We start from the raw sequence: 25740 nt of genomic DNA on the forward strand, positions 1-25740 counted from the left end.
GGCGAGGGCGCCGGCGAGCCGGCGGGACGGGCGGTGGGAGCGGGTCGGGCGCACTGCAGACCTCCACGTGGGTGCCGCCCGCCTCGGACGCGGACGCCGTGAGGCAGGTCGCGGGGACGAGCACCGGGGGTGGACGGCCCGCCCCCACGACCTGCACCCCCCTCAACGGGCGTCCCGGGCGACGGTTACGCCGTTCGGACGCCGATGTCTGCAAGGGTGCGCCGACCGGGTGATGCGGCCGGCGGCGTGGTCGCCCGGACGGCCCTCGGGGGCGGTCGTGCGCCGTGGCGAGCACGGGCCGTGGTCGCGCTGCGTACCGACGCGTCGGGGTCGAGGCTGCTCCGGGCGCCCGCCGGGGTCCGTGCGGGGTCGACCCCGACGCGTCGGGACGTCCGCGGCGGGCAGGGGTCAGCGAGGGTGGTCGGACGGCTCGTCGCGCCACGACCGCCACAGCGCGGCGTACGACCCGTCCGCCGCGACCAGCTCGTCGTGGGTGCCGAGCTCGCTGACCCTGCCGTCCTCGACGACCGCGACCCGGTCGGCGTCGTGCGCGGTGTGCAGCCGGTGCGCGATCGCGACCACGGTGCGCCCCTCGAGCACCGCCGACAGCGAGCGCTCCAGGTGCCGCGCCGCCCTCGGGTCGACCAGCGACGTGGCCTCGTCGAGCACCAGGGTGTGCGGGTCGGCGAGCACGAGCCGCGCCAGCGCCAGCTGCTGCGCCTGGGCGGGCGCGAGCACGTGCCCGCCCGACCCGACCGTGGTGGCGAGCCCGTCGGGCAGGTCGTCGACCCAGCCGCGGGCGTCGACGGCCTCGAGGGCGGCGAGCATCGCGGCGTCGTCGGCGACCGGCGAGGCCAGCCGGAGGTTGTCGGCCAGCGTCCCGACGAAGACGTGGTTCTCCTGCGTCACCAGCGCGACCTCGCGGTGCAGGCGGTCCAGCGGCAGCCCGACGACGGGGACGCCGCCGACGTCGACCCGACCGCCGGTCGGCGGGTGGATGCCCGCGAGCAGCTTGCCGAGGGTCGACTTGCCCGCACCGGACGGGCCGACGACGGCGAGCCGCTCGCCCGGCTCGAGCCGCAGGTCGACCCCGTGCAGCACGTCGTGCCCCTGGCGGTAGGCGTACCGGACGCCGGTCGCGGTCAGCTCGCTGCCCTCCGGCTCCAGCCCGTGCGGCTCGCGGTCGGGTTCGACGTGGTCGACGCCGCTGATCCGCGACAGCGACACGGCGCCGTACTGCAGCTCGTCGAGCCACTCGACCAGCTCGCTCACCGGCTCGGTGAGCCGTACCGCGTAGAGGGCGACCGCGGTCACCTGCCCGACGGTGACCTCGACGCCCCACGAGGGACCGGCGGCCAGGAGCAGCCCGCCCCAGGCGAGGGCCGCGACCGCGGGCAGCTGGTAGGAGAAGTCGATCACCGGGAACCAGCGGCTGCGCAGCGCCAGCGTGTACCGCTCGGCCACCAGGCACCAGCGCACGGCGTCGTCGACCGCCCGCCGGCGCACGGCGCCGAGGTCGAGCGCGTCGACGGTGCGCGCGTTGTCGACCGTCTCGGTCACCACGCCGTTGAGCCGCGAGTACGACGCCCCCTCGCGCTGGTAGCCGCGACCGGCGCGGCGCAGGTACCAGCGCGTCGACACCCACAGCAGCGGGACGCCGGCCAGCAGCGCCAGCGCCACCGGTCCGCCGGCGACGGTGGCGCCGACGACGGTGAGCACCGTCGCGACGGTCGCGACGATCGTCCTCGGGACGGCGAACCGCACCGACCACGAGATGCCCTCGACGTCGTTCGTGGTGCGCGCCACCAGGTCTCCGGTGCCGGCGCGCTCCACGGCCGACAGCGGCAGCGACGTGACGCTGCGCATGAAGTCGTCGCGCAGCTCGGTGAACACGGTCTCGCCGAGGACGAGGGACGCCCGCCGGGCCGCCCACGTCAGCAGGGTCTCGAGCAGCAGCGCTGCCGCGAGGGCGAGCACCAGCACGTCGACGGTGCGCAGACCGGCGGCCTCGTCGCCTGCGCCGGTCACGGTGTCGACGAGGCGCCCGACGAGCCACGGCCCCGCCAGGCCCGCGGTGCTGGCCAGCGCGAAGAGCACCACGGTGACGACCAGGCCGCGCCGGTGGCGTCCGAGCAGCTCGAGCGCGCGCTCGCGGGTCGCGGCGGGGGACGCGACGGGCAGCCGGTGGGCGGCGCTCACCTCGTCACCTCCGCGGGTTCCCTCGCAGCAGGGCGGTCGTCGTCGAGGTCGCGCACCACGACCGAGCGGTAGGCGCGGCCGAGGTCGTCGTCGCGACCGAGCAGGTCGTGGTGGCGTCCCTCGACCACGACGGTGCCGTCGTCGCCGAGCAGCACGACGTGGTCGGCGCGGTCGAGCAGCGGCGGGCTCGAGGTGACGACCAGCGTGGTGCGTCCCGTGCGGGCGGCGTGCAACCGCGAGGCCACCAGCGCCTCGGTGTGGGCGTCGACCGCGCTCGTCGGCTCGACGAGGAGCAGCGCCTCGGCGTCGGTGAGCAGTCCGCGGGCGAGCGAGAACCGTTGCCGCTGACCGCCGGACAGCGACCGGCCGCGCTCGGTGACCTCGTCGTCGAGACCGTCGCGCAGCCCGTCGAGCACGTCCTCGGCGGCCGCGACCGCGACCGCGCGGCGGATCGCGTCGTCGTCGTGCACCCGCCGCGGGTCGAGCTCGGACCGGACCCACCCGGTGAACAGCTGCGGGTCCGAGCCCACGAGAACGACGCGGCGGCGGAGCACCTCGCGCGGCAGCGCGTCGACCGGGACGTCGCCGAGCAGGGCCGCCTGCTCGCCGTCCGCGTCACCGCTCGCGCGCGAGAGCCGTTCCGCGACAGCCGCGGACGTCGCCGGCACCGCGCTCACCAGCGCGGTGAGGCGTCCCGCCCGCACCCGGACGCCGCTGCGGGGGTCGACCAGGTCGACGCCGGCCGGCGGCTCCGGCGCGGGGTGCGCCGGGTCGGGGACCGAGGCGGGGACGGCGAGCACGCCGAGGATGCGGGACGCCGCGACGTGGCCGCGGCTCAGCTTCTGCAGGGTCTCGGTGGCGGTGCGCAGCGGCTCGACGAGGAACGCGGCGTACCCGTAGAACGCGACCAGCTCACCGGGGGAGATCCGCCCGGTGACCGCGAACCGGGCGCCGATCCAGGTGACGAGCACGACGAACGCGCCCGGCAGCAGGACCTGGGCGGCGTCGAGCACGGCCTGCACGCCGGCGACCCGCACACCGGCCACGCGCACCGCCTCCGAGCGCGCGGCGTACCGGTCGAGGAACACCCGCTCGCCGCCCAGCCCGCGCAGCACGCGCAAGCCGGCGACCGTGTCGGCCGCGAGGGTGGTGAGCTCGCCGGTCACCTCGCGGTGCGCCGCCTGCGCGGCCTGCAGCGGCTTCACCACGAAGGCCAGCAGGGCCGTCAGCACCGGGACGCCCACCGCCACGACCAGGCCGAGGGTGGTGGACGACGCGAGCAGGAGCCCCACGACCAGCACGTACGCGACCACGGACCCGACGAAGCGGGCGAGCACGTCGTAGACGTCGCCCATCCGGATCGCGTCCGAGGCGACGGTCGAGACGACCTCGCCGGTCGGCAGCGTCCGGGGCAGGGCGACGCCGGTGCGCGAGACGTGGTGGCCGACGACCTGCGTCGACCGCAGCGCGCCCTGGACCCAGCTCCAGACCGCCATCCAGTGCCGGACGAGGGTGGACCCGGCGGTGACGACCGCGAGGCCGAGCAGGACGAGGCACCACAGCACGAGGTCGCGGACGCTGCCCCGCTCGAGGCCGGCGTCGACCCCCTTGCCGATCGCCCACGGCACCAGGGCGCGCGCGAGCATCCACGTGGTGCCGAAGACCATGCCGATCGCGAGGGTGCGCCGCATCCTGCGGCCGGTCCACCGCAGGTACGCCCACGGCCCCGCGAGGGCCGGGACGGCCAGGGGCTCGCGGGGCGACCACGGCGTGCGCAGGTCGAACAGGCGCGCGAACCAGGACGGGGACACGTCCGACGACGGTACGCACGACGTCCCGTCGCGGCGAACGACTTCCGCGGTCGTCGCATCGGTCCCGGTGCGCCGCCTGCCGGCCCGGACGCGGCACCTACCCTGGACGGGTGCTGCGCACCGCCCTGCGACCCCGCTGGCTGGCGCTGCTGGCGCTCGCGCTGGCCGTCGCCGGCGTGTTCGCCGCGCTCGGCAGCTGGCAACTGGACCGGTCGCGGGCCGAGGCGCGCGAGCGCGACCTGCGCGCCCAGGCCGCGCAGACCCCGGTGCCCCTCGCCGACGTGCTGGCGCCGCAGCAGGCGGTGACCACCGAGGCGGGCCGCGCCACCGTGGTCGTCGAGGGCGAGCTCGAGGCCGACCGGGTGCGGCTGTCGCCGCGCCGCGAGCTCGACGGCCGCACCGGGTCGTGGGTGGTCGTGCCCGTGGTCGTCGACGGCACGCAGCCGGCCGCGCGGCTCGCGGTGCTGCTCGGCTGGCAGGCCGGTGACGACGTGCCGCAGGTGGACGGGGGAGCGGTCGACCTCACCGGCGTGCTGCGCGGGTCGGAGGCGCCGTCGGGCGCCGCCGCCGACGGCGCGCCGGGCGGCGAGGAGCTCGAGACGGTGAGCACCGCCGACCTGCTGAACGTGTGGGGCGCACCGGTCTACACCGCCTACCTCGTCGCGTCCGCCGACGACGCTCGCGCCGCGGGGCTCGAGCCCGTCCCCAGCGAGCCGGAGGCCCGCGGGCCCGGCTTCGACCTGCAGAACCTGTCGTACGCGGTGGAGTGGTGGGTCTTCGCCGCCTTCGCGCTGTTCGTCTGGTGGCGCGTCGTGCGCGACACCCACCGCGCCGAGCAGCTGCCCCCCGAGGACCACGACGCCGGGACGTCCCCGGACCCCGCCGCCCAGCCCGACCCCGAGCCCGCCACCAGCACCAGGAGCCCCGCGTGACCGAGCCGACCCCCACGACCGCCGCCCCCCGTCCGGTGCGGCCTCCGCGCAAGCTCGCCGGCGCGCTGCTGCGGTACCGGGTGATGGCGTTCGTCACCGGCGGGTTCCTGCTGCTGCTCTGCGTCGAGATGGTGCTGAAGTACGGGTTCAACGGCGGCGAGGCGGTGCTGGGCGACTGGATCGCGATCGTCCACGGGTGGATCTACGTCGTCTACCTCGTGACCGTCATCGACCTCTGGTCGAGCCTGCGGTGGCGGCTCGGCCGGCTCGCGGCCCTCGTCCTGGCCGGTGTCGTCCCCCTGCTGTCGTTCTTCGCCGAGCGGCGCACGACCGCCGAGGTGCGGGCGCTGATGGCCGAGCGCGGCGAGGTCCGCGCGTCCTGACCCCCGCCCGGCTCGGTAGCCTGCGCGGGTGAGCGAGCCCACGCCCGACCAGCCCGCAGCCGACCAGCCCGCAGCCGACCCCGCCACCGCGCAGCGCCCGGTCCTGGTCGTCGACTTCGGTGCCCAGTACGCCCAGCTGATCGCCCGTCGGGTGCGCGAGGCCGACGTCTACTCCGAGATCGTCCCGTCGACGACGCCGGTCGACGCGATGCTCGCCCGCGACCCGGCCGCGATCATCCTGTCCGGCGGCCCGTCGTCGGTGTACGCCGACGGCGCCCCGCGGGTCGACCCGGCCGTGTTCGAGGCCGGCGTCCCGGTGCTCGGCATCTGCTACGGGTTCCAGGCGATGGCGCAGGCGCTCGGCGGCGAGGTGGCCCAGACGGGGCTGCGCGAGTACGGCGGCACCCAGCTCGAGGTCGACGCGCTGCGCTCGGAGGACACCGTCCTCACCTACGGCCAGCCGATGCAGCAGAGCGTCTGGATGAGCCACGGCGACGCCGTCCAGGCCGCGCCGGACGGCTTCTCGGTCACCGCCACCACGCCGGGCGCTCCCGTCGCCGCGTTCGAGCACGCGGACAAGCGGCTGTTCGGCGTCCAGTGGCACCCCGAGGTGAAGCACTCGACCTTCGGCCAGCAGGTGATCGAGAACTTCCTGCACCGCGGCGCAGGGCTCGGCCGCGACTGGACCACCGACAACGTCATCGACGAGCAGGTGAAGCGGATCCGCGAGCAGGTCGGCTCGGCGCGCGTCATCTGCGGGCTGTCCGGCGGCGTCGACTCCGCCGTCGCGGCCGCGCTGGTGCAGCGGGCCGTCGGCGACCAGCTCACCTGCGTGTTCGTCGACCACGGCCTGCTGCGCGCCGGCGAGGCCGAGCAGGTCGAGCGCGACTACGTCGCCGCCACCGGCGTCGACCTCGTCGTCGTCGACGCGTCCGAGCAGTTCATGACCGCGCTCGCCGGCGTCACCGAGCCCGAGGCCAAGCGCAAGGCGATCGGACGGGAGTTCATCCGCGCCTTCGAGGGCGCCGCCCGCGACCTGGTCGAGAAGGCGCACGCCGAGGCCGAGCACGAGGACGGCGACGGCGAGGTGCGGTTCCTGGTGCAGGGCACGCTCTACCCGGACGTCGTCGAGTCCGGCGGCGGCGAGGGCGCGGCCACGATCAAGAGCCACCACAACGTCGGCGGCCTGCCCGACGACCTGCAGTTCGAGCTGGTCGAGCCGCTGCGCACCCTGTTCAAGGACGAGGTGCGCGCCGTCGGCGCCGAGCTCGGCCTGCCCGAGGCGATGGTCTGGCGCCAGCCGTTCCCCGGCCCCGGGCTCGGCATCCGGATCATCGGCGAGGTCACCCGCGAGCGCCTCGACACCCTGCGCGCCGCCGACTCGATCGCCCGCGAGGAGCTCACCCTGGCCGGCCTCGACCGCGACATCTGGCAGTGCCCGGTGGTGCTGCTCGCCGACGTCCGCTCGGTGGGCGTCCAGGGCGACGGCCGCACCTACGGCCACCCGGTGGTGCTGCGCCCCGTCTCGTCCGACGACGCGATGACCGCCGACTGGAGCCGGCTCCCGTACGACCTGCTCGCGCGGATCTCGACCCGCATCACCAACGAGGTGCCGGACGTGAACCGCGTCGTCCTCGACGTCACGAGCAAGCCGCCGGGCACCATCGAGTGGGAGTGAGCAGGAGTCGCCGCTTCGCGACCGGCTGACGGGGCGGGTGCTGCGCACGAAGCCGCCGTCCGTGGTCCCGACGCCGCCAGTGGTGGGTTCGCGGCCCTGGAAGCAACCACCCGTGGCGCCGGGGCCTCAGGCGGGCGGGTCGAGCAGGGCGGCCGCGGCGGCGCGGTCGGCGTCCGCGCCGGTGGTGAGCGCGTAGAGCGCGTAGCCGAGCGGCGACGCGTCCCACAGGTGCCGGGCCTGGGCGGCCAGTCCGGGGTGCGCCTCCCCACCTGCCTGCTCGTACGCCGCGATCGCCACCCCGAGCAGGTCCGGTCCCGCCGCGCCGTACTGGGCCGACAGGTCGCGCGCCGGGTCGTCGACGCGGGCCGTCGTCCAGTCGAGCACGCCGGTGAAGGCGCCGTCGGCGTCCAGCAGCACGTGGGCGGGGTAGATCTCGCCGTGCGTCATCACGGTGCGGTCGGGCCAGCAGGAGTCGTCGTCGAGCCAGTCGCGCCAGCCGTCCGCCAGCGAGGCGGCCACGGTGAACCCGTCGAGCACCCGAGCGACGTCGTCGGCCCACCCCTGCCGCACCTGCTCGGGGGTGCGCACCTCGACGCCGGCCGCCGCGGCCTGCTCCACCTCGATGCCGTGCAGCCGGGCGAGCAGGCGTCCGAGCCGATCGGCGTAGTCGCGGCTGGTCGGCTCGACGTGCCACACCGGCGCGCCGTCGGCCATCGTCAGGCCCGGCGCGCCCGGCAGCGCCGGGTAGGCGACCAGGTCGGCCGACCGCACCCGCCAGTCGGGCACGGCCACCCCCTCGGCCGCCAGCACGGGCCGGACCAGGTCGAGGACGCGCACCTCCGCGTCCATGCCGGTCGCGACGTCCGGACGCCGCGGCACGCGCAGCACCCAGCGCAGCCCGTCGGCGTCGTCGGCCATGACCACGCGGTAGTCCAGTCCCGCCTCCTCGACGCGGGCACCGTCGGCCACCAGGTGCAGGTCGTGCGCGGCGGCACGTCGCAGGGCGTCCTCGAGGGGGTCCATGCCCCGACCCTCGCACCCTCCGCGGCCGGTGCGCGTCCGCGTTCCGGCGTCAGCCGGCCAGGTCGCCGCGCAGCACCGAGTCGCCGGAGTGCGTCGGCTCGCCGTCGTCCGGCTCGTCGGAGACGTCGACGAGCGTGAAGCCGTCGGCGAGAGCCGTTGCGGGGACGGCGAACTCGCCCGAGTCGCCGGCCGCGAGCACGCCGATCGAGATCATCCGGTCGGTGCCGGGGCGGATGAGCCACACCTCGAAGTGACCGGCGGCGGTGCCGAGGTCGGCGGCGCTCACCTCCACGGTCTGCGCGCCGTCGGCGTGCTCGAGGAGGCGGGCGGTGCCGGTCGTGGCCGCGGGGTCGGCCACCGGCTCGAGCGCCACCGTGCGCAGCACCTCGGCGGGCTGCGGACCGTCCGACCGGACCAGCGCCCAGGTCGCGACGGAGCCGAGGCCGAGCCCGACGACGGCCGCGGCCGCGGCCCACAGCAGCGGCCGGGTGCGGCGTCCGCGCAGGCCGAGCTCGTCGACGACGCCCTGCCACACCTGCGGGGGCGGGGGTTCGAGGCGCTCGTGCCGCACACCGCGGACGAGCCCGGCGAGCTCGCGCAGCTCGTCCACCTCCTCGCGGCAGGTCGCGCACGACTGCAGGTGCGCGACCACGTCGGCGCCGTCCGGCGCGTCGTCCGCGTCCGGCTCGAGCGCGCGCGCGGCCAGCCGGTCGTGCTCAGGGTGCTCCATCGGCCACCTCCCCCAGGCGTCCGCGCAGCTGGAGCAGCCCCCTGCGCACGTGGCTCTTCACGGTACCCAGCGGCAGGCCCAGCGCGGACGCGATCTGCTGGTGCGTCCGGTCTTCGTAGAAGGCGAGCCGCAGGATGGTGCGGCGGGGGTCGTCGATGCGTTCGATCTCGTCGGCGAGCACCAGCCGCTCGACGACGCGGTCCTGCGGGTCGGGTGCGTCGGTCGGCCGGACGGCCCGCAGCGCCTCCTGGTCGCGGACGGCGCGGGCGCGGGTGCCGAGCCGGTCGGCCACCCGGTGCCGGGTGATGCCGACGAGCCAGCCCGGCAGCGCCGCGTCCGAGACCACCAGGGTGCCCCGGCTGCGCCACGCCCCGACGAACACCTGCTGGGTGACGTCCTCGGCGTCGCTGCGGTCGCGCAGCCCCCGCAGCGCGATGGTGAACACCAGCGGCGACCAGCGTCGGAACGCCTCGCCGAGCGCGGCCTGGTCGCCGTCGCGCAGACGGGCGGCCAGCTCGCCCGGCGCCAGCGCCGTGAGGTCGCCGCTGCTCACGTCCGCACGCTACCCCGCCCGCGGGACGCGGGCCCGCGGGCGGGGTGGCGGCCGGGCCCAGGCAGGGTCCGGGGCGGAGGGGCCAGGATCAGGTCGCCCGGTGCAGGTCGCCGGGTCCGGGGGCCGCCGTCAGGGCAGGTCGATCGGGCGCAGCACCAGCGTGATGCCGTGCGCGATCTGCTGGTTGCCGGCGTTGAGGTCGAGGCGCGGCACCTCGAGCTTGGGGTTGCGGTCGTCGGTGTCGGCGTCGACGAGCCGGATGTTGCCCGGGCCGTTCACCCGCACCGTGACGTCGCTGCCCAGGGCCGTGGTGAGCGCGGCGCCGTCCGACGCCGCGGCGGTGGCGCTGTCGATCGTCGCTCCCGGCACCACGTGGTAGAGCAGCACGGCCTCGACGGTGTCGATACCCAGCGAGGCGACGGCCGTGAACGCGGCCTCGTCGCTGGCCGGTGCCGACCCGGTGATCTCCTGCACCAGGATGCGGAACGCGCGGTCGTCGGGGATGAACGCGGTTACCGGCACCGTGCCGTCGGCGAGCACGGCCACGGGGCTGTCAGGCTTCGCCGCGAGCACGGCGTTCACCGCCTCGGTGACGACGTCGTAGTCGCCCCAGCGGCCGTCGAAGGTGTCGCCGTCGGCCGCGAGCACCTCGGCCAGGCTGGTGGTGCCGGTGGTGGCCTGCGCGGGCAGCGACCCGGCGGCCACGAGCGCGGCGGCGGCGGCCGCGGCGCCCATCGATCGGGTGAGCAGCTTCATCGGTCCTCGTCCTCTCGTGCGTCCGCACGCCACCGGTCGGTGGCGGCCCCCGTACGCACGACCTTTCGCGTCCGCCGACGCGTCCGGATGCAGCCCGCGCCGAGATGCGCGAACCGCTCGGAGCCCTATCATCCCGGCCGCCGAGGGGCCCGAGATCGGGCTCAGCGCGCGGCGAGCACCGCCGACGCGGCCCGCCGGCCCGAGACCAGCGCGCCCTGGATCGAGGGGGTGTCGCGGTGGTCGCCCGCGACGTGCAGTCCGCCGCCGAGCGCGACCGGACGGCGGGCGACGAGCGGCGGCGGCACCGCCGGCAGGGCGTGCGGCACGTGGTGCACGGTCACGACCTCCCAGCGCGCGGCGCTGGTGCGGAACAGGCGGGTCAGGTGCCCGCGCACCTGCTGCTCGGTCGGGACGCGGTCGTCGGCGAGCAGGGTGCTCGCCTGCACGAGGTGGCGCCCGGCTGGGGCGTAGGTGGGCGCCGCGTGCGACACCACCGAGGCGTTCACCACCGGCCCGGACGCGGTGCCGTGCTCGTCGACGTGCAGCACCGAGGAGTCGGCCGGGGCGTCGGCCGCCGCGAACCACCACGTCGCGAGGCCCTTCATCCTCGGTGCCGACACACCGGCGAGCCGGCCCGCCGTGGTCGGGTCGGTCGTCACGACCGCCGCCCGCGCCGACACCGCGCCCCACGGACCGCGGGCGACCCAGCGCCCGCCGTCCTGCTCGAGGACGTCGACGGGCGACGACAGGCGGACGGTCGAGCCCGCCGCGACGGCGTCCGAGAGCGCCTGCATCCCCGCAGCGGGGACGCCCGGCGTCCCCAGCAGGAAGGAGCGGATCAGCAGCCGCACCGCCGTGGCGGAGGTGCTGCCCGTGTCGTCGGCGAGGGTGCCGGTGAGGAACGCGTCGACGACGCGGCGCAGCCGCCCCTGCAGGCGGGCGCGGTCGAGCGAGGCCGCGAGCGTGGTGTCGTCGGTCGCCAGGAGCCGGCCCACCGGGCCGAGGGCCGGTGCCGCCCAGGCGCCGGCTGCGGCGGCCTCGGTGGCGGAGACGTACCCGCTCAGCAGGGTCGGCAGCAGACCGGAGGGCCGCCGCCGCGGGTCGAGCAGCACCTTGGTGCCGTGCGCGCCGGTGACGGCGACGCCGGGCACGAACTGCCGCAGGTCGAGCCGGTCGAGGTCGAGCACCCGGGGGAGCACGGGGTAGGACGGGTTGAGCAGCTGGAAACCCCTGTCGCACAGGAACCCGTCGACGTCGTCGGTGCGGACCCGGCCGCCGACGGCGTCACCGGCCTCGAGCACCACGGCCTCGACGCCGTGCTCGCGCAGCCGCTGCGCGCACGCCAGGCCCGCGAGGCCGGCTCCCACCACGACGACGTCCACCTCGTCCACGCGCCAACTCTGGCACGCCCCCCACGCGGGCGCCGCCCGGCGTGCCACCTGCGCCCGCGGCTGCGACGCTGCGTGCGTGACACCGAGGAGCGCGACCGGCGGGCACGTGCGGCTGGTGCTTCCCAACCAGCTGTTCGAGCAGCACCTGCGTGCGGACGCCGGCACCCGCTTCGTGCTCGTCGAGCACGACCTGCTGTTCCGCCAGCTCCCGTTCCACGCGCACAAGCTCGTGCTGCACCGTGCGAGCGAGCTGGCCTTCGCCGAGCGTCTGCGGGACAAGGGGTTCGAGGTCGAGCTGCTCGAGTCGGTGGCGGACGCGTCCACGGCCGAGCGACTCGGCCGACTGCTGCGCCGCCGGCGGCCCGACGAGGTGTCGGTCTTCGAGCCGGTCGACGACTGGGTCGAGCAGGACCTGCGCCGGGTCGTCGCCGACGCCGGGCTCGAGCTCGACGAGCTCCCCACCCCGGCGTTCTGCACCAGCACCGCCGACGTGCACGCGCAGCTCGGTGGCAGGCGTCCGCGGATGGCGAAGTTCTACGAGTGGCAGCGGCGCCGGCTCGATCTGCTGGTGGACGGCGACCAGCCGGTCGGCGGCCGCTGGAGCTTCGACGAGGACAACCGCAGGAAGCTGCCGAAGCAGGTCGGGCTTCCCGAGCTGCCGGCGCCCAGGCGGGACGAGCACGTCGGGGCGGCGATCGCCTGGGTGCAGGACGAGTTCCCCGACGCCCCAGGCGATCCCACGACGTTCGCGTGGCCGACCACCCGGCGGCAGGCCCAGGCCTGGCTCCGCCGGTTCGTGCGCGAGCGGCTCGCGCAGTTCGGTCCGTACGAGGACGCCGTCACCACCCGCGGACCGTGGCTGTTCCACTCGGCGATCAGCCCGGTGCTCAACCTCGGGCTGCTCGAGCCGCTCGAGGTGGTCGGCGCCGCGGTCGAGCACGCCGACGAGGTGGCCGGCACCGCGGAGGAGGTCCCGCTGGCGAGCCTGGAGGGTTTCGTGCGCCAGGTCGTCGGCTGGCGCGAGTACATGCGCGGCGTCTACGTGGTGCACGGCCGCCGGATGCGCAGCCGCAACCTGCTGGGGCTCGACCGCCGGCTCGGCGACGGGTGGTGGGACGGCACGACCGGGCTCGACCCGGTCGACCTCGTGGTCGGCCGGGTGCTCGATCGCGGCTGGTGCCACCACATCGAGCGGCTCATGGTGGTCGGCAACGCGATGCTGCTGCTGCGCGTCGACCCCGACGAGGTCTACCGCTGGTTCAGCGCGCTGTTCGTCGACGCCTACGACTGGGTGATGGTGCCGAACGTCTACGCCATGAGCCAGTTCGCGGCCGGCGAGCTCGTCACCACCAAGCCGTACGTGTCGGGGAGCAACTACCTGCGGAAGATGTCCGACGTGCCGCCGGGCGACTGGTGCGACGACTGGGACGCCCTGTTCTGGACGTTCGTGCGCGACCACCTCGACGGCTTCCGGTCGAACCCGCGCAGCTCGATGATGGCCCGCTCCTACGAGGGGTTCGACGCCACGCGCAAGCGCGCCCTCACCCGGCGGGCCGCCCCCTGGTTGGAGGGCGACGTCGCCGGGTGAGGGCGCGAGGTCGACCGGGCGTCAGCCCGTCCAGGTGTCGCGAGCGAGGACGCCGAGGTCGGGCTGGTCGGTGAAGAAGCCGTCGACACCCGCATCGAGCAGCGCGTGCACCTCGGCCACCACGTCGCCGTAGTCGGACGCGACCGCGTTCGAGCGCAGCGCCGGGGGGAGGAACTGGTTCTCGGCGCGCACCGTGTACGGGTGGACGGTGAGCCCGGCCCGGTGCGCGTCGCGCACCAGCGTCGTCGGCTGCCCGAGGGCGCCGTCCGCGGTGCGCGGGACGACCTGGTTCTTCTCCGGCCCGAGGCCGTCGACGAAGCCCGAGATCGACTGCAGCCCGCGGCGGGTGGTGAGGTCGGCGTAGGTGCGGGGGTCCCCGGCGGCGACCAGGTCGTACGGCGCACCGCTGCCGCCGGTGAGGAAGACGGTGGGCACGCGGAGCCCGAGCTCGCCCCGCAGCCGCTGCAGCGGCGTCAGCTCGAAGGACTGCACGAGGACCGGGTCGTCCCGGTCGTTCATCCGCGCCTGCCGCAGGGTGCCCACCAGCGGCTCCTCGAGCGGCAGCCCGATCGAGCGGAAGTAGGTGGGGTGCTTGATCTCGGGGTAGACGCCGATCTCGCGCTTCAGCTCCTTGCTCAGCGCCGCCCGCAGCTCGAGCACCTGCGCCAGCGTGGGCACCTGGTAGAGCCCGTCGTGGATCGTGTTCTCCTGCCGCACGGCCGGGATGCGCTCGACGGCTCGCAGCGTCTGCAGCTCGCGGAGGGTGAAGTCCTCGGTGAACCAGCCGGTCAGCGCCACGCCGTCGACCGTCCTGGTCGTGCGCCGGTCCGCGAACTCCGGGCGCGTGGCGACGTCGGTCGTGCCGCCGATCTCGTTCTCGTGCCGTGCGACCAGCACGCCGTCCTTGGTCGAGACGAGGTCGGGCTCGATGTAGTCCGCGCCCATCCGGGCGGCGAGCTCGTACGAGGCGAGGGTGTGCTCGGGCCGGTAGCCGCTCGCGCCGCGGTGGCCGACGACGAGCGGCCGCGAGGTGTCGACCGGCGCCACCGCTGCGGGGCGGGACGCGGGCGTGGCCGCGGCGCCACCCGCGCCGGCCTGCACGGCGAGCGGCGCCACGACCGCGACCGCGGCGAGGGCGAGGGGGAGCAGACGTGTGCGCACGGGGATCTCCTGGTGTCGCAGAGGGGGTTCGGGGCGTGCCAGGTCACGCAACCGCACCCGACCGCACCACCGGGCGGACGCGAGGCGACGGTCCGGTGACGATCAGGTGGCCGGCGGGAGCGCCGCCGGGACGGTCACCGGGTCGTCGGCGGCGCCGGCCCGGACGACCCCGGCCAGGTGCTCGTGCGCGGCGACACGCGCGCCGCTCCACACCACCGACCGCTCCACGGTGCCCAGCACCTCGGCGCCTGCCTCGACCAGGACGCCGTCGCCGGCGTGCAGCAGCGCGGCGTCGAGGTAGTCGGCCGGTGTGCCGCAGTCGATCGCGACGCCGTCGAGCGGCAGCAGGTCGAGACCCCTGGTGCGCTCCTCGTCGCGCCACAGCACCTCGTAGAGCCCGGTCGGCTCGGGAGCCAGCCGGGCCACGTCGTCGCCGCGCAGCAGGCAGGCGCCGACGTACCGCCAGCACCCCCGGTGGTCGGTGAAGTCGACCCGCCGCTCGCCCGCGGGGACGACGAGCAGGCGCGAGCGCTCACCGTCCCAGCCGTCGAGCAGCGACGTCACGACGGGCCCGTCCAGGAGCACGTCGCCGTTGAGCACCAGCGCGTCCCGCCCGGCGAGCCAGTCGCGCAACCCACCCAGCGCCCCCGCGGTGCCCAGCGCCGCGGGACGCTCGACGGCGACGTGCGCGCGGCCGTCGACGTGCGCGACGACCTGGTCGGCGAGGTGGTGCGCGTTCACCGCGAGCCGCGCCGGCCCGCCGCCCAGCACCTCGCCGAGCGCGCCGAGCGCGAGGTCGAGCAGGGTCGTCGCGCCACCCGCGGACGCGACCGGGAACAGCGGCTTGGGCCGCAGCAGCGACAGCGGTCGCGCCCGCTCGCCCGCACCCGCCGCCAGGACGACGCCGGCCGGACCGCTCACGCCAGCAGGCGCCCCTCGGCGGCGCCGGGCGTGGCTACGGCTCGCAGCAGGGCGACGATCTCGCGGGTGGGGCCGTCGGCGTCGGGGATCTCGTCCCAGCGGAACCACGCGTGGTCCTTGGCCTCGCCACCCACCCGCACGTCGGGCTCGTGGTCGACCTCGAGGCGGTAGATGACGTCGACCCGGCGCAGCGGCGAGTTCACCTGGCAGGTGAGGGGCACGCCCACCTCGATGCGCAGCCCCGTCTCCTCCCGCACCTCGCGGACGACGGCCTCGCCGGCGCTCTCGCCGCGGTCGAGCAGGCCGCCCGGCAGGCTCCAGCCGTCGCGGTGCGGCTGGCGCAGGAACAGGGTGCGGTCGCCGTGGGTGATCGCGACGACGGCGCCGACGGTGAAGCCCGGGGTGGCGGCGCGCACGACGGCGCGCCGCAGCGGCGCGGGGGTGCGGCGGAAGGCCAGCAGGGCCGCCGTGTACCCCCGGCGGCGCACGGTCGCGACCAGTCCGGGCATGACCGACACAGTACGTGGGGCCACTACCGTGCACCCCGTGGAACCCGAGCAGCCCGTGCGGCGCCAGCGCGTCGGCGCGTACGCGGTCTGCGTCCACGACGATCGGGTGCTGCTGGCCCAGCTGTCCGGCCGCACCGGTTCGCCCGGCACCTGGACGCTGCCCGGCGGCGGCATCGACCACGGGGAGCACCCGCGCGACGCCGTCGTGCGCGAGGTGCACGAGGAGACCGGGCTGCGGGCCGAGGTGGGTGCGCTGCTCGACGTCGACTCGGTGCACTTCACCGGCCGCTCGCCGTCCGGCGTCCTGGAGGACTACCACGCGGTGCGGCTGGTGTTCGCGTGCACGGTCGACCCCGACGTCGAGCCGCGGGTGCTCGAGACCGACGGCAGCACCATGGCGGCCGCCTGGGTGCGGCTCGCCGACGCGGGCGGGACGGTGCCGGTGAGCGAGCTGGTGCGGGTCGGGCTGGCGTCGTGGCGCCGCCACGTCGGCGGCTGAGGCGCCCGGGGGATCAGCGCGGCGCGCGCGGCTTCTCGCCGTCGTGCAGCCGGGGCTTGGGCTCCAGGCTGGACAGGCCGTTCCACGCGAGGTTCACCAGGTGGGCGGCGACCTCCTGCTTCTTCGGCTTGCGCGAGTCGACCCACCACTGGCCGGTGAGCGCGACCATGCCGACCAGCATCTGCGCGTACATCGGCGCGAACTTGGTGTCGAGACCGTTCTTCTTGAACGCCGCGGCGAGGATGTGCTCGACCTGCGTCGCGACGTCGGAGATCAGGCTGGCGAAGCCGCCGGTCGACCCGGTGACGGGGGAGTCGCGCACCAGGATGCGGAACCCGTCCGTCGAGCCCTCGATGTAGTCGAGGAGCGCCAGCGCGGCGCGCTCGGCGAGCACCCGCGGGTGGGCCGGCGCGTCGAGGGCGCCGGTGATCGACTCGAGCAGCTGCGAGATCTCGCGGTCGACCACGACCGCGTAGAGCCCCTCCTTGCCGCCGAAGTGCTCGTAGACGACCGGCTTCGAGACCTGGGCGCGGGCGGCGACCTCCTCGACGCTGGCGCCCTCGAACCCCTTCTCCGCGAAGAGCCGTCGCCCGACCAGGACCAGCTGCTCGCGCCGCTCCTTGCCCGTCATGCGGGCGCGTCCGGACGGCTTGGAGCGTGCGTCGGTCGAGGTCACGTCCCCCATCCTCTCCCACCGGCCGGCCGCGGCCGGCCGGTCGTCACTCCGACGCCGCGAGCCGGGCCGCCTTGCGGGCCGCGTTCTCCTCGCGGCGCGCGACGAACTTCGCCGCGCTGGCGTCGGCCTTCTCGAGGTAGGCGGCGAGCTCCTCGCGGGCCCGCTCACCGCGCGGCCCGAGGTCGGTGCGCTCGAACACCTTCCAGAACCGCAGCACCGGCATCAGGACCTCGTCGACGTGCAGCCGCTGGTCGTAGATGCCGGCCATCGCGATGGTCAGCGAGTTGCGGGCGAAGTCGGGCATCGTCGAGCCGGGCATCTCGAAGCCGACGACCTCGGCGAGCACCGCTTCCATGGTGTCGTCGGGGGCCAGGTCGAACGCCGCGGCCATCATGTTGCGGTAGAAGACCATGTGCAGGTTCTCGTCGACCGCGATGCGCTGCAGCAGCTTCTCGGCGACGGGGCAGCCGGTGGCCTTGCCGGTGTTGCGGTGGCTCACCCGGGTCGCGAGCTCCTGGAACGAGACGTAGGCGATGGTGCGCAGCATCGACTTCTCGCCGGAGTCGTACCCGGCGATCATGTGGACCATCCGCAGCTGCTCGAGCTTGACGGGGTCGACGCCGCGGGTCACCACGAGGTAGTCGCGCAGCGCGACGCCGTGCCGGCCCTCCTCGGCGGTCCAGCGCCCCACCCACTCGCCCCAGGCGCCGTCGCGGGTGAACCGGGTGGCGATCTCGCGGTGGTAGCTCGGCAGGTTGTCCTCGGTGAGCAGGTTCACGACCATCGCGGTCTTCGCCACCGGGTCGAGCTTGGAGTCGCCGGGCTCCCAGTCCTCGCCGCCGAGGAAGGCGAACTCGCGGCCCTGGCTCCACGGGATGTAGTCGTGCGGCATCCAGTCCCGGGCGATCCCGATGTGCCGCTCGAGGTTCTGCTCCACGACCGGCTCGAGGTCGATGAGCATCCGGGTCTGCAGCTCGGCCAGCCGGTCCGGGTCGTCCAGGGTGGTCATGACGCCTCCGCGGGGTGGGTCCGTCGCGCGCCGCGCGCGCGTCCTGCTCCGTACGCCACCGTAACCTACGAGGCCGTAAGCGACGAGTGCCGCGGGCGCCGCCCCTGGCAGACTGCGCACCGCAGTCGGTCCCCCGTCGTCCAACGGCAGGACAGCGGTCTTTGGAACCGCGAATCGAGGTTCGAGTCCTCGCGGGGGAGCAGCGGGACGGGCGGCCGGACGGGTCGTCCGGAGGGGGTGGCGGCGCGGGTACAGTGGCGCCTCGGTCCACCCGCCGCCCCGCCCTCGAGGAGACCGAACGCGTGCGCCCCAGCCGTCCGGCAGCCGCCGTGGTCCTCGCCGCAGGCGAGGGCACCAGGATGAAGTCGTCGACCCCCAAGGTGCTGCACGCCATCGGGGGACGCTCCCTGCTCGGCCACGCGCTCGCCGCCGCCGCCGCGACCGACCCCGAGCACCTCGTCGTGGTCGTCCGCCACGGCCGCGACGCGGTCGCGGCGCACGTCGGCGAGGTGGCGCCGCACGCCGTCGTCGCCGACCAGGACGACGTGCCCGGCACCGGCCGCGCCGTGCAGTGCGGTCTGGAGGCGCTGGCCGCGGCGGCCGGGGGCGCCGGCGCGTCCGGCACCGTGCTGGTCACCTACGGCGACGTCCCCCTGCTCGACGGCGCGACCCTGCGCGAGCTGGTCGCCGCGCACGAGGCCGGCGGGCACGCGGTCACCGTCGTGACCGCCGAGGTCGACGACCCCACCGGGTACGGACGCGTCCTGCGCGACGCCGACGGCTCGGTCGCGGCGGTCGTCGAGCACAAGGACGCCGACGAGGCCCAGCGGGCCGTCCGCGAGATCAACTCCGGCATCTACGCCTTCGACGGCGCGGTGCTCGCCGCCGCCCTCGGCCGTGTCGGCCGCGACAACGCCCAGGGCGAGATGTACCTCACCGACGTCCTGCGGCTCGCCCGCGAGGACGGCGGCCGGGTCGCCGCGCACCGCACCGACGACGTCTGGCAGACCGAGGGCGTCAACGACCGCGTGCAGCTCGCGCGGATGGGCGCCGAGCTGAACCGACGGCTGCTCGAGGGCTGGATGCGCGCGGGCGCCACCGTGGTCGACCCGGCCACGACCTGGGTCGACGCCGACGCGACGGTGGGCCGCGACGTCACCCTGCTGCCCGGCACCCAGCTGCTCGGGCGCACCTCGGTGGCCGAGGGCGCCACCATCGGGCCCGACACCACGCTGCGCGACTGCGAGGTCGGCCCCGGGGCGTCCGTCGTGCGCTCGCACGCCGAGGGCGCCCGCATCGGCGAGCGCGCGACCGTCGGCCCGTTCAGCTTCCTGCGGCCCGGCACGGTGCTCGGGACGAAGGGCAAGATCGGCGGCTTCGTCGAGACCAAGAACACCCGGATCGGCGACGGCGCCAAGGTCCCGCACCTCACCTACGCGGGCGACGCCGAGATCGGGGAGGGCGCCAACATCGGCGCCGGGACGATCTTCGCCAACTACGACGGGGTCGCCAAGCACCGCACCACCGTCGGCCGGCACAGCTTCGTGGGGTCCGACTCGGTGCTCGTCGCCCCGGTGGCGATCGCCGACGGCGCCTACGTCGCCGCCGGCTCCACCGTCACCGACGACGTCCCGGCCGGGGCGATCGCGGTCGCCCGCGCCCGCCAGCGCGACGTCGAGGGCTGGGTCGAGCGCCGCCGCGCCGGCACCCCCACCGCCGAGGCCGCCCGCGCGGCCCGGGAGCAGCAGGACCAGCACCCCCACCAGCCCCAGCACGCCCAGGAAGAGGCACAGCGATGACCGGCATCACCACCACGGGCGAGAAGCGCCTCGTCCTGATCAGCGGCCGGGCGCACCCCGACCTGGCCGCCGAGGTCGCCTCCGAGCTCGGCGTCGAGCTGGTGCCCACCAGCGCCTACGACTTCGCCAACGGCGAGATCTACGTCCGGTACGGCGAGAGCGTCCGCGGCTGCGACGCGTTCGTGCTGCAGAGCCACACCGCGCCGATCAACCAGTGGCTGATGGAGCAGCTGGTGATGTGCGACGCCCTCAAGCGCGCCTCGGTGAAGCGCACCACCGTGGTCGCCCCGTTCTTCCCGTACGCCCGCCAGGACAAGAAGCACCGCGGCCGCGAGCCGATCTCGGCCCGCCTGGTCGCCGACCTCTACAAGACCGCCGGCGCCGACCGGCTGATCAGCGTCGACCTGCACGCGGCGCAGATCATGGGCTACTTCGACGGGCCGGTCGACCACCTCTGGGCGCTGCCGCTGCTGGCCGACTACGTGCGCACCCGCGTCGACCGCTCGCGCCTGACGGTCGTGTCGCCGGACGCCGGGCGCGTGCGCGTCGCCGACCTGTGGTCGGACCGCCTCGGCGCCCCGCTGGCGATCATCCACAAGCGCCGCGACCCGAACGTGCCGAACCAGGTGAAGGTGCACGAGGTCGTCGGCGAGGTCGACGGCCGGGTCTGCCTGCTGGTCGACGACATGATCGACACAGCGGGCACGATCGTGCAGGCCGCCGAGGCGCTCAAGGAGAACGGCGCGGCCGACGTCATCGTCGCCGCCACGCACGCGGTGCTGTCCGGCCCCGCGGTCGACCGGCTGAAGAACGGCCCGATCTCCGAGGTCGTCGTCACCAACACCCTGCCGATCCCCGAGGAGCGGCAGTTCCCCTCGCTCACCGTGCTGTCGATCGCGCCGCTCATCGCCCGCGCCATCCGCGAGGTCTTCGACGACGGTTCGGTGACCAGCCTGTTCGAGGACCACTGACCGGCGCCGTGGGCCGCGTGCGATGAGGCTCACCGCCAGGGTCGACTACGCCCTCCGCGCGGCGTGCGCGCTCGCGGCCACGGAGCGCGAGTCGCCGGGGACGTGGAGCACGAGCGACCAGGTGGCCGCGGCCGAGGGCGTCCCGCAGCGGTTCCTCGAGGCGATCCTGCGCGACCTGCGGCGGGCCGGCGTCGTCGACTCCCGCCGGGGGCAGGACGGCGGCCACCGGCTCGCCGTCGACCCCTCGACCGTCACCCTCGCCGACCTCATCCGCGCCGTCGACGGGCCGCTCGCGCTCGTCCGCGGCACCCGCCCCGAGGACCTCGACTACCAGGGCGCCAGCACGCACCTGCAGGACGTCTGGCTCGCGCTGCGCTCGGCCGAGCGCCGGCTGCTCGAGGGCACCACGCTCGCCCACGTCGCGTCCGGGGAGCTCCCGGACGACGTGCGCGCGCTGCTCGCGCCCTGAGGCCGGGCGCCCCGGGCGTCCACCAGCAGGGACGCCCGTCCCACCAGGTGAGAGAACCCGGACGCCGGGGTGTGCGGACGCGCACCGCTGTGCCAGCATCGTCGAATCCGAGTGAATCGATCGACTTAGCCGGTGCGACCGGTGGTAGAGAGGACGGTGGCCCGTGCGCCGCTGGATCGTGCTGGCCTTGGTGGGCCTGGCAGCGCAGCTCGTCGACGGCAGCCTGGGGATGGCGTACGGGGTGACCTCGACGACCCTGCTGCTCGCGGCGGGCACGGCCCCCGCGATGGCGTCGGCGTCGGTGCACCTGGCGGAGGTGGGCACCACGCTCGCCTCGGGCGCCTCGCACTGGAAGTTCGGCAACGTCGACTGGAAGGTCGTGCGCAGGATCGCGATCCCGGGTGCGATCGGCGCCTTCCTCGGCGCCACCGTGCTGTCGCGGCTCAGCACCGAGTGGGCCGCCCCGTGGATGTCGGGCATCCTGCTCGCCCTCGGCGTCTACCTGCTCGTCCGGTTCACCTTCGGCAGCCTGAGGCGCCGTGCCGGCGAGGTCCGCTCGCGGTTCCTGGTCCCGGTCGGCCTGTTCGCCGGCTTCGTCGACGCCAGCGGCGGCGGCGGCTGGGGCCCGGTCGCGACCCCGGCCCTGCTCACCGACGGCAAGCTCGAGCCGCGCAAGGTCATCGGCACCGTCGACACCTCCGAGTTCGCCGTCGCGGTCGCCGCCAGCCTCGGCTTCTTCCTCGGTCTCGGGTCGGAGGTGCTCGACCTGCAGGTCGTCACCGCCCTGCTCGCCGGCGGCGTGCTGGCCGCCCCGCTCGCGGCCTACCTGGTGCGGCACGTGCCCCCGCGCGTCCTCGGCGCGGCGGTCGGCGGCCTGATCATCCTGACGAACACCCGCACGATTCTGCGCGCCGCCGACCTCGAGGCGAGCCTGGGCTGGACCACCTACGCGCTCGTCGTCGTGGTCTGGGTCGCGGCGCTCGTCGCCGCCGTCACGCGGTACCGCCGCGAGCGCGACGCCGACCCCGCCGAGCGCCCGGTCGACCTGCGCGAGGGCGCCGACGAGGACAAGCCCGTCCCCGACCCCGTCTGAGCCCCGGGCGCCCGCGGCGCCACCCGTCCCGGACCGGCCCGGGGACGCCTCCCGCGTCCCCGGGCCGGTTTCGTGCGACCGGCCCCGGCCGGGTAGGCTCTCCCGGTTGCCTCGGCGAGGGACGCGGCGCGGAACGGCTGCTCGTGCAGCACACCGCCCACGTCCGTGATCGACGCGGTGGGTCCGCCCGACGCGCCGTGCCACGCCCCGCGCCGAGGCCCGACACCACCGCACCGCCGGCACAGGTCCGGCGCCGTCTCCGAGGAGTCCTCCCGCATGTCCGAGATCAAGCTGTCCGCCCAGGCCCGCACCGAGTTCGGCAAGGGCGCGGCCCGCCGCACCCGCCGCGAGAACAAGATCCCCGCGGTCGTCTACGGCCACGGCACGGACCCGCAGCACATCACCCTGCCGGGCCACGACACGATGCTCGCCCTGAAGACCGCGAACGCCCTGCTGTCGATCGTGGTCGACGACGCCACGCCCGTCCTGGCCCTGGCCAAGGACGTCCAGCGCGACCCCGTGCGCCAGGTCATCGAGCACGTCGACCTGGTCATCGTCCGCCGCGGCGAGAAGGTCCAGGTCGACGTCTCCGTCCACGTCGTGGGCGAGGCGGCCCCCGAGACCGTCGTCACCGTCGACAGCCAGACCCTGCTGCTCGAGGTCGAGGCCACCGCGATCCCCGAGCAGGTCGAGGTGTCCGTCGAGGGCCTCGAGGCCGGCACCCAGGTGATGGCCAGCCAGGTCACCCTGCCCGAGGGCGCGTCCCTCGTGGCCGAGGACGACGTGCTCGTCGTCAACGTCACCCAGCAGATCAGCGAGGAGGCCCTGGAGGCCGAGCTCGCCGAGGCCGAGGCCGAGGCCGGCATCGAGCGCGACGAGTCCGAGGACGCCGAGGGCGACGAGGCCGCCGAGGGCGCCGAGGGCGAGGGCGACGCCACCGGCGACGCGGCCGAGGGCGACGCCGACAGCGAGTGAGCCAGACCCCCGCCGGGACCCACGACGAGCGGCCGCACCCCGGCCCGTACCTCGTCGTGGGCCTCGGCAACCCGGGGGCGCAGTACGCGGGCAACCGGCACAACGTCGGGCAGATGGTGCTCGACGACGTCGCCGCCGCGGCGCGCGAGCAGTGGCGCTCGCACAAGGCCCGCGCGGCGGTGAGCGAGCTGCGGCTCGGCACCCTCCCCGGCGGCGCACCGGGACCGAAGGTCGTGCTGGCGAAGCCGTCGTCCTACATGAACGTGTCGGGCGGGCCGGTCGCCGGCCTGGCGCAGTTCTTCTCGATCGCGCCCGAGCAGGTGGTCGTCGTCCACGACGAGCTCGACCTGCCGTTCGGCACCGTCCGGCTCAAGCGCGGCGGCGGCGAGGGCGGCCACAACGGCCTGCGCGACATCAGCAAGGCGCTGGGGAGCAAGCAGTACGTCCGGGTGCGCGTCGGCATCGGCCGGCCGCCCGGGCGGATGGACCCGGCCGACTTCGTGCTGCGCGACTTCTCGCCGTCCGAGCGCAAGGAGCTGCCGTTCCTGCTCGGTGACGCCGTCGACGCGATCGAGCTGCTGGTGCACCGCGGGCTCACCGACGCCCAGCAGGTCGTGCACCGTCCGGCCTGAGCCCACCCGCCTGATCCCACCCCGCGCCGGCGCACCCGCGCAGACGACGACGAGCCGACCCGTGAGAACGGGTCGGCTCGTCGCGTGCGTCGGGGGACCGGCCGCGGACGGCCGGCGTGCGACTCAGGTCAGCTGTGGGCGCCGCTGCGGCGGGAGCGGAGCACCAGCACGCCGCCGGCCGCGACCAGGGCGACGGCGGCACCGCCGGCGACCAGGGTCTCGGTGCCGGTGAACGCGAGGGCGCGGTTCGCCGTGGCGGTGGCGGCGTTGTTGCTGCGCACCTGGGGGGTGATCGTGGCCGACTGGGTCGGGCTGATCTCGGGCGGGTACGGGTCGGCCTGGGCGGCACCGGCGCCACCGAGGACCAGCGTGGCCGCGACTGCTGCGCCGGCGAGCACGCGGCGGGAGGTGGTGGTCATCGGGGTTCCCCTTCGGTCGTACGGAGCCTGAGCGGCTCGATGTGACAGATCGTAGCGCTGCGCGGCCGGGTGCGTGCGCCGATTGCTCCGAGTCGCGCGTGGAACGCCCTTCGCCCCACCTGAGGTCACCGGTGGGGCCACCCGGGTTCACCCGACCGGATGAGGGCAGCGGGTGCACCGGCGGACTCAGCGGTCGCAGCGGGCCGCGCCCGGCGCCAGGTCGGCCGCGTGGGTCAGCGGCTGCGCGACCAGGTCGGGGGCCTGCGCGTCGCCGCTGAGCCGGGCCGTGACGACCGCCGACCCGTCGGCGGGCACGTCGACGGGGAACCGCACGACCGACCAGCCGCGCTCGGTGCCGAGCTGCACCGGCACGTCGACGCCGTCGACCTGCAGGCCGTCGAGCCCGCGCGTCGGCGGCAGCCGCAGGCCGAGCAGCACCTGGTGCGAGCGGGGGTCGGCGCCGTCGAGCTTGTTCGTGACGTACTCGGGCAGCTCGGCGGGGACGCCCTCGAGCGACAGCCGCACCTCGACGACGGGCCCGCGGTCGCACCGGCTCGACGCCGCGACGTGCAGGTAGTGGTCGAGCTTGGACGCGTCCGAGTTCGTGAGGTCGAACCGCACCTCGCTGCGGCCGGCGCCGTCGGGCACCGACCCGGTGACGTGCAGGTCCTCGAGGGCGCCCTGGACCTCCTCGTCGCGCACCCAGACCTGCAGGTGGCCGTCGCCGGCGGACTCGCCCAGCGCCGCCCGCACCGCCGGGTCGGCGGGGTCGGCGGCCGTGACGGCCCCGAACGCCGCCGCCGACACCGCCCCGAGGTAGGCCTGCCGGGCCGGCTCGTCGTCGGCGAAGCGCTCGTACGCCTGGGCCTGCACGACGTCGACGACCGTGGCGGCGTCGAGCTCGACCCCCGGGGTGTCGACCGGCCCGGTGGCCTCGAGCAGGCGGGCCAGGGCGACGGGCGTGATCGCGACGACGCCGTCCGGCTCCGGGCGGCCCTGGGCCACCCAGAGGTCGGTCAGCAGCTGCGCGCCCTGGGGGAAGTGCGGGCTGAGGTTGACGTTCTGGCTGAGGCCCATCCCGTCGCCGTAGAGCGCGGTCACCTCCTCCGGCAGCTGCCGCGGCGTCGTGCGGAGGTTCTCGATGTCGTCGTTGGTGCCGGTGGACTCCAGCACGATCCGCCCGCCGTCGGCCCGCACGAGGCCCCACGCGCCGACGATGCCGCCGGTCGGACGCGACTCGGCGAGGTTCTGGAACGCCAGCAGGTAGGTGCGCGGGCCGTCGGCGCCGAGGGCGCCCGGGGCGATCCGGAGCCCGGTGGCGGTGGCGCGCGCGCCCTCCTCGAGCGACACGACGGCGTCGACCGCCTGGACGACGGGGTCGTGGAGCACGGCGAGCAGGCTCTCGGTGGGCACCGCGTCGACCGTGCGCCGGGCCCGGGCGCCGGCGTCGGCGGCCTCCTGCGCGCGGGGCGTCGCGGCCCGCAGCGCCTCGACGTCGATCGTGCCGGGCTCGGACGCGGCCTGGGCGGTCGCGACCTCGTCGGCGACCTCGGGCAGCGGCAG

At 75.6% G+C, this 25740-nt stretch carries 25 protein-coding genes and 1 tRNA gene; 12 read left to right on the plus strand and 14 right to left on the minus strand.

What is annotated here, in order from left to right:
• Positions 1 to 408 precede the first annotated feature (408 nt).
• Together ACYVKY_RS15430 and ACYVKY_RS15435 are read right to left on the minus strand one after the other, a co-directional pair.
• A complete protein-coding gene (locus ACYVKY_RS15430; RefSeq protein WP_460435875.1) occupies positions 409 to 2199 on the minus strand; it encodes an ABC transporter ATP-binding protein in 1791 nt (596 codons plus the stop codon).
• Positions 2196 to 4010 (minus strand): ABC transporter ATP-binding protein, encoded by a 1815-nt coding sequence (locus ACYVKY_RS15435; RefSeq protein WP_460435876.1) that lies wholly within the window; start codon positions 4008 to 4010, stop codon positions 2196 to 2198. Before ACYVKY_RS15435 ends, ACYVKY_RS15430 begins: the two co-directional genes overlap by 4 nt.
• A 110-nt stretch (positions 4011 to 4120) precedes the next feature.
• Here ACYVKY_RS15435 and ACYVKY_RS15440 point away from each other — a divergent pair, with 110 nt between their 5' ends.
• Genes ACYVKY_RS15440 through guaA form a run of 3 tightly spaced genes read left to right on the plus strand, consistent with a single transcriptional unit; the run spans position 4121 to position 7003 of the window.
• Positions 4121 to 4942, plus strand: coding sequence for an SURF1 family protein (locus ACYVKY_RS15440; RefSeq protein ID WP_460435877.1), 822 nt, complete (start codon positions 4121 to 4123; stop codon positions 4940 to 4942).
• On the plus strand, positions 4939 to 5325 hold the full coding sequence (locus ACYVKY_RS15445; RefSeq protein ID WP_460435878.1) for a DUF3817 domain-containing protein: 387 nt from the start codon (positions 4939 to 4941) through the stop codon (positions 5323 to 5325). The genes ACYVKY_RS15440 and ACYVKY_RS15445 overlap by 4 nt, the downstream gene beginning before the upstream one ends.
• 28 nt (positions 5326 to 5353) lie before the next feature.
• A complete protein-coding gene (gene guaA, locus ACYVKY_RS15450) occupies positions 5354 to 7003 on the plus strand; it encodes a glutamine-hydrolyzing GMP synthase (RefSeq protein WP_460435879.1) in 1650 nt (549 codons plus the stop codon).
• 126 nt (positions 7004 to 7129) lie between these two features.
• On the opposite strand, the gene ACYVKY_RS15455 is transcribed toward guaA, so the two are convergent.
• The 5 genes from ACYVKY_RS15455 to ACYVKY_RS15475 all read right to left on the minus strand — a co-directional run bounded on the left by ACYVKY_RS15455 (position 7130) and on the right by ACYVKY_RS15475 (position 11456).
• Entirely contained in the window at positions 7130 to 8026 is an 897-nt protein-coding gene (locus ACYVKY_RS15455; protein WP_460435880.1) for a macrolide 2'-phosphotransferase, read from the minus strand.
• Positions 8027 to 8075: 49 nt separating this feature from the next.
• Positions 8076 to 8756 carry an anti-sigma factor gene (locus tag ACYVKY_RS15460; RefSeq protein WP_460435881.1) on the minus strand — a complete coding sequence of 227 codons (681 nt, stop codon included), beginning with the start codon at positions 8754 to 8756 and terminating at the stop codon, positions 8076 to 8078.
• A complete protein-coding gene (locus ACYVKY_RS15465) occupies positions 8743 to 9309 on the minus strand; it encodes an RNA polymerase sigma factor (RefSeq protein WP_460435882.1) in 567 nt (188 codons plus the stop codon). The genes ACYVKY_RS15460 and ACYVKY_RS15465 overlap by 14 nt, the downstream gene beginning before the upstream one ends.
• Before the next feature lie 129 nt (positions 9310 to 9438).
• On the minus strand, positions 9439 to 10065 hold the full coding sequence (locus ACYVKY_RS15470) for a fasciclin domain-containing protein (protein WP_460435883.1): 627 nt from the start codon (positions 10063 to 10065) through the stop codon (positions 9439 to 9441).
• A 161-nt stretch (positions 10066 to 10226) separates the two neighbouring features.
• Positions 10227 to 11456 carry an NAD(P)/FAD-dependent oxidoreductase gene (locus ACYVKY_RS15475; protein WP_460435884.1) on the minus strand — a complete coding sequence of 410 codons (1230 nt, stop codon included), beginning with the start codon at positions 11454 to 11456 and terminating at the stop codon, positions 10227 to 10229.
• A gap of 76 nt (positions 11457 to 11532) precedes the next feature.
• Here ACYVKY_RS15475 and ACYVKY_RS15480 point away from each other — a divergent pair, with 76 nt between their 5' ends.
• Positions 11533 to 13044, plus strand: a complete 1512-nt coding sequence (locus ACYVKY_RS15480; RefSeq protein ID WP_460435885.1) for a cryptochrome/photolyase family protein — start codon at positions 11533 to 11535, stop codon at positions 13042 to 13044.
• Positions 13045 to 13065: 21 nt separating this feature from the next.
• Here ACYVKY_RS15480 and ACYVKY_RS15485 read toward each other — a convergent pair whose 3' ends face one another.
• From ACYVKY_RS15485 to ACYVKY_RS15495, 3 genes are all read right to left on the minus strand, one after another.
• Complete coding sequence (locus ACYVKY_RS15485; protein WP_460435886.1) at positions 13066 to 14205, minus strand: glycerophosphodiester phosphodiesterase; 1140 nt, start codon at positions 14203 to 14205, stop codon at positions 13066 to 13068.
• 102 nt (positions 14206 to 14307) lie between these two features.
• Complete coding sequence (locus ACYVKY_RS15490; RefSeq protein ID WP_460435887.1) at positions 14308 to 15126, minus strand: glycosyltransferase family protein; 819 nt, start codon at positions 15124 to 15126, stop codon at positions 14308 to 14310.
• Complete coding sequence (locus ACYVKY_RS15495; RefSeq protein WP_460435888.1) at positions 15123 to 15635, minus strand: NUDIX hydrolase; 513 nt, start codon at positions 15633 to 15635, stop codon at positions 15123 to 15125. The genes ACYVKY_RS15490 and ACYVKY_RS15495 overlap by 4 nt, the downstream gene beginning before the upstream one ends.
• Before the next feature lie 37 nt (positions 15636 to 15672).
• Here ACYVKY_RS15495 and ACYVKY_RS15500 point away from each other — a divergent pair, with 37 nt between their 5' ends.
• A complete protein-coding gene (locus ACYVKY_RS15500) occupies positions 15673 to 16134 on the plus strand; it encodes an NUDIX hydrolase (RefSeq protein ID WP_460435889.1) in 462 nt (153 codons plus the stop codon).
• A gap of 13 nt (positions 16135 to 16147) precedes the next feature.
• Here ACYVKY_RS15500 and ACYVKY_RS15505 read toward each other — a convergent pair whose 3' ends face one another.
• Together ACYVKY_RS15505 and ACYVKY_RS15510 are read right to left on the minus strand one after the other, a co-directional pair.
• A complete protein-coding gene (locus tag ACYVKY_RS15505) occupies positions 16148 to 16819 on the minus strand; it encodes a TetR/AcrR family transcriptional regulator (protein ID WP_460435890.1) in 672 nt (223 codons plus the stop codon).
• A gap of 34 nt (positions 16820 to 16853) precedes the next feature.
• A complete protein-coding gene (locus tag ACYVKY_RS15510) occupies positions 16854 to 17819 on the minus strand; it encodes an acyl-ACP desaturase (protein WP_460435891.1) in 966 nt (321 codons plus the stop codon).
• Between the two features lie 129 nt (positions 17820 to 17948).
• Between ACYVKY_RS15510 and ACYVKY_RS15515 the strand changes: the two genes are divergently transcribed.
• The 7 genes from ACYVKY_RS15515 (at position 17949) to pth (ending at position 23758) form a co-directional block, all read left to right on the plus strand.
• Positions 17949 to 18019 (plus strand) — tRNA-Gln (locus tag ACYVKY_RS15515).
• A 102-nt stretch (positions 18020 to 18121) separates the two neighbouring features.
• Positions 18122 to 19618: a bifunctional UDP-N-acetylglucosamine diphosphorylase/glucosamine-1-phosphate N-acetyltransferase GlmU gene (gene glmU / locus ACYVKY_RS15520; RefSeq protein WP_460435892.1), complete on the plus strand. Its 1497-nt coding sequence runs from the start codon at positions 18122 to 18124 to the stop codon at positions 19616 to 19618.
• Positions 19615 to 20589, plus strand: a complete 975-nt coding sequence (locus ACYVKY_RS15525; protein WP_460435893.1) for a ribose-phosphate pyrophosphokinase — start codon at positions 19615 to 19617, stop codon at positions 20587 to 20589. The genes glmU and ACYVKY_RS15525 overlap by 4 nt, the downstream gene beginning before the upstream one ends.
• Positions 20590 to 20611: 22 nt before the next feature.
• Entirely contained in the window at positions 20612 to 21058 is a 447-nt protein-coding gene (locus ACYVKY_RS15530; RefSeq protein ID WP_460435894.1) for an RrF2 family transcriptional regulator, read from the plus strand.
• 163 nt (positions 21059 to 21221) lie between these two features.
• Complete coding sequence (locus ACYVKY_RS15535) at positions 21222 to 22151, plus strand: sulfite exporter TauE/SafE family protein (protein ID WP_460435895.1); 930 nt, start codon at positions 21222 to 21224, stop codon at positions 22149 to 22151.
• Positions 22152 to 22427: 276 nt separating this feature from the next.
• Positions 22428 to 23126: a 50S ribosomal protein L25/general stress protein Ctc gene (locus tag ACYVKY_RS15540; protein WP_460435896.1), complete on the plus strand. Its 699-nt coding sequence runs from the start codon at positions 22428 to 22430 to the stop codon at positions 23124 to 23126.
• Positions 23123 to 23758 (plus strand): aminoacyl-tRNA hydrolase, encoded by a 636-nt coding sequence (gene pth / locus ACYVKY_RS15545; RefSeq protein ID WP_460435897.1) that lies wholly within the window; start codon positions 23123 to 23125, stop codon positions 23756 to 23758. Before ACYVKY_RS15540 ends, pth begins: the two co-directional genes overlap by 4 nt.
• Before the next feature lie 128 nt (positions 23759 to 23886).
• Here pth and ACYVKY_RS15550 read toward each other — a convergent pair whose 3' ends face one another.
• Positions 23887 to 24177, minus strand: coding sequence for a hypothetical protein (locus ACYVKY_RS15550; RefSeq protein WP_460435898.1), 291 nt, complete (start codon positions 24175 to 24177; stop codon positions 23887 to 23889).
• A 186-nt stretch (positions 24178 to 24363) separates the two neighbouring features.
• A partial coding sequence (locus ACYVKY_RS15555; protein WP_460435899.1) for a DUF4012 domain-containing protein occupies positions 24364 to 25740 on the minus strand: 1377 nt, incomplete at its 5' end.

Source organism: Angustibacter speluncae, assembly GCF_054777815.1.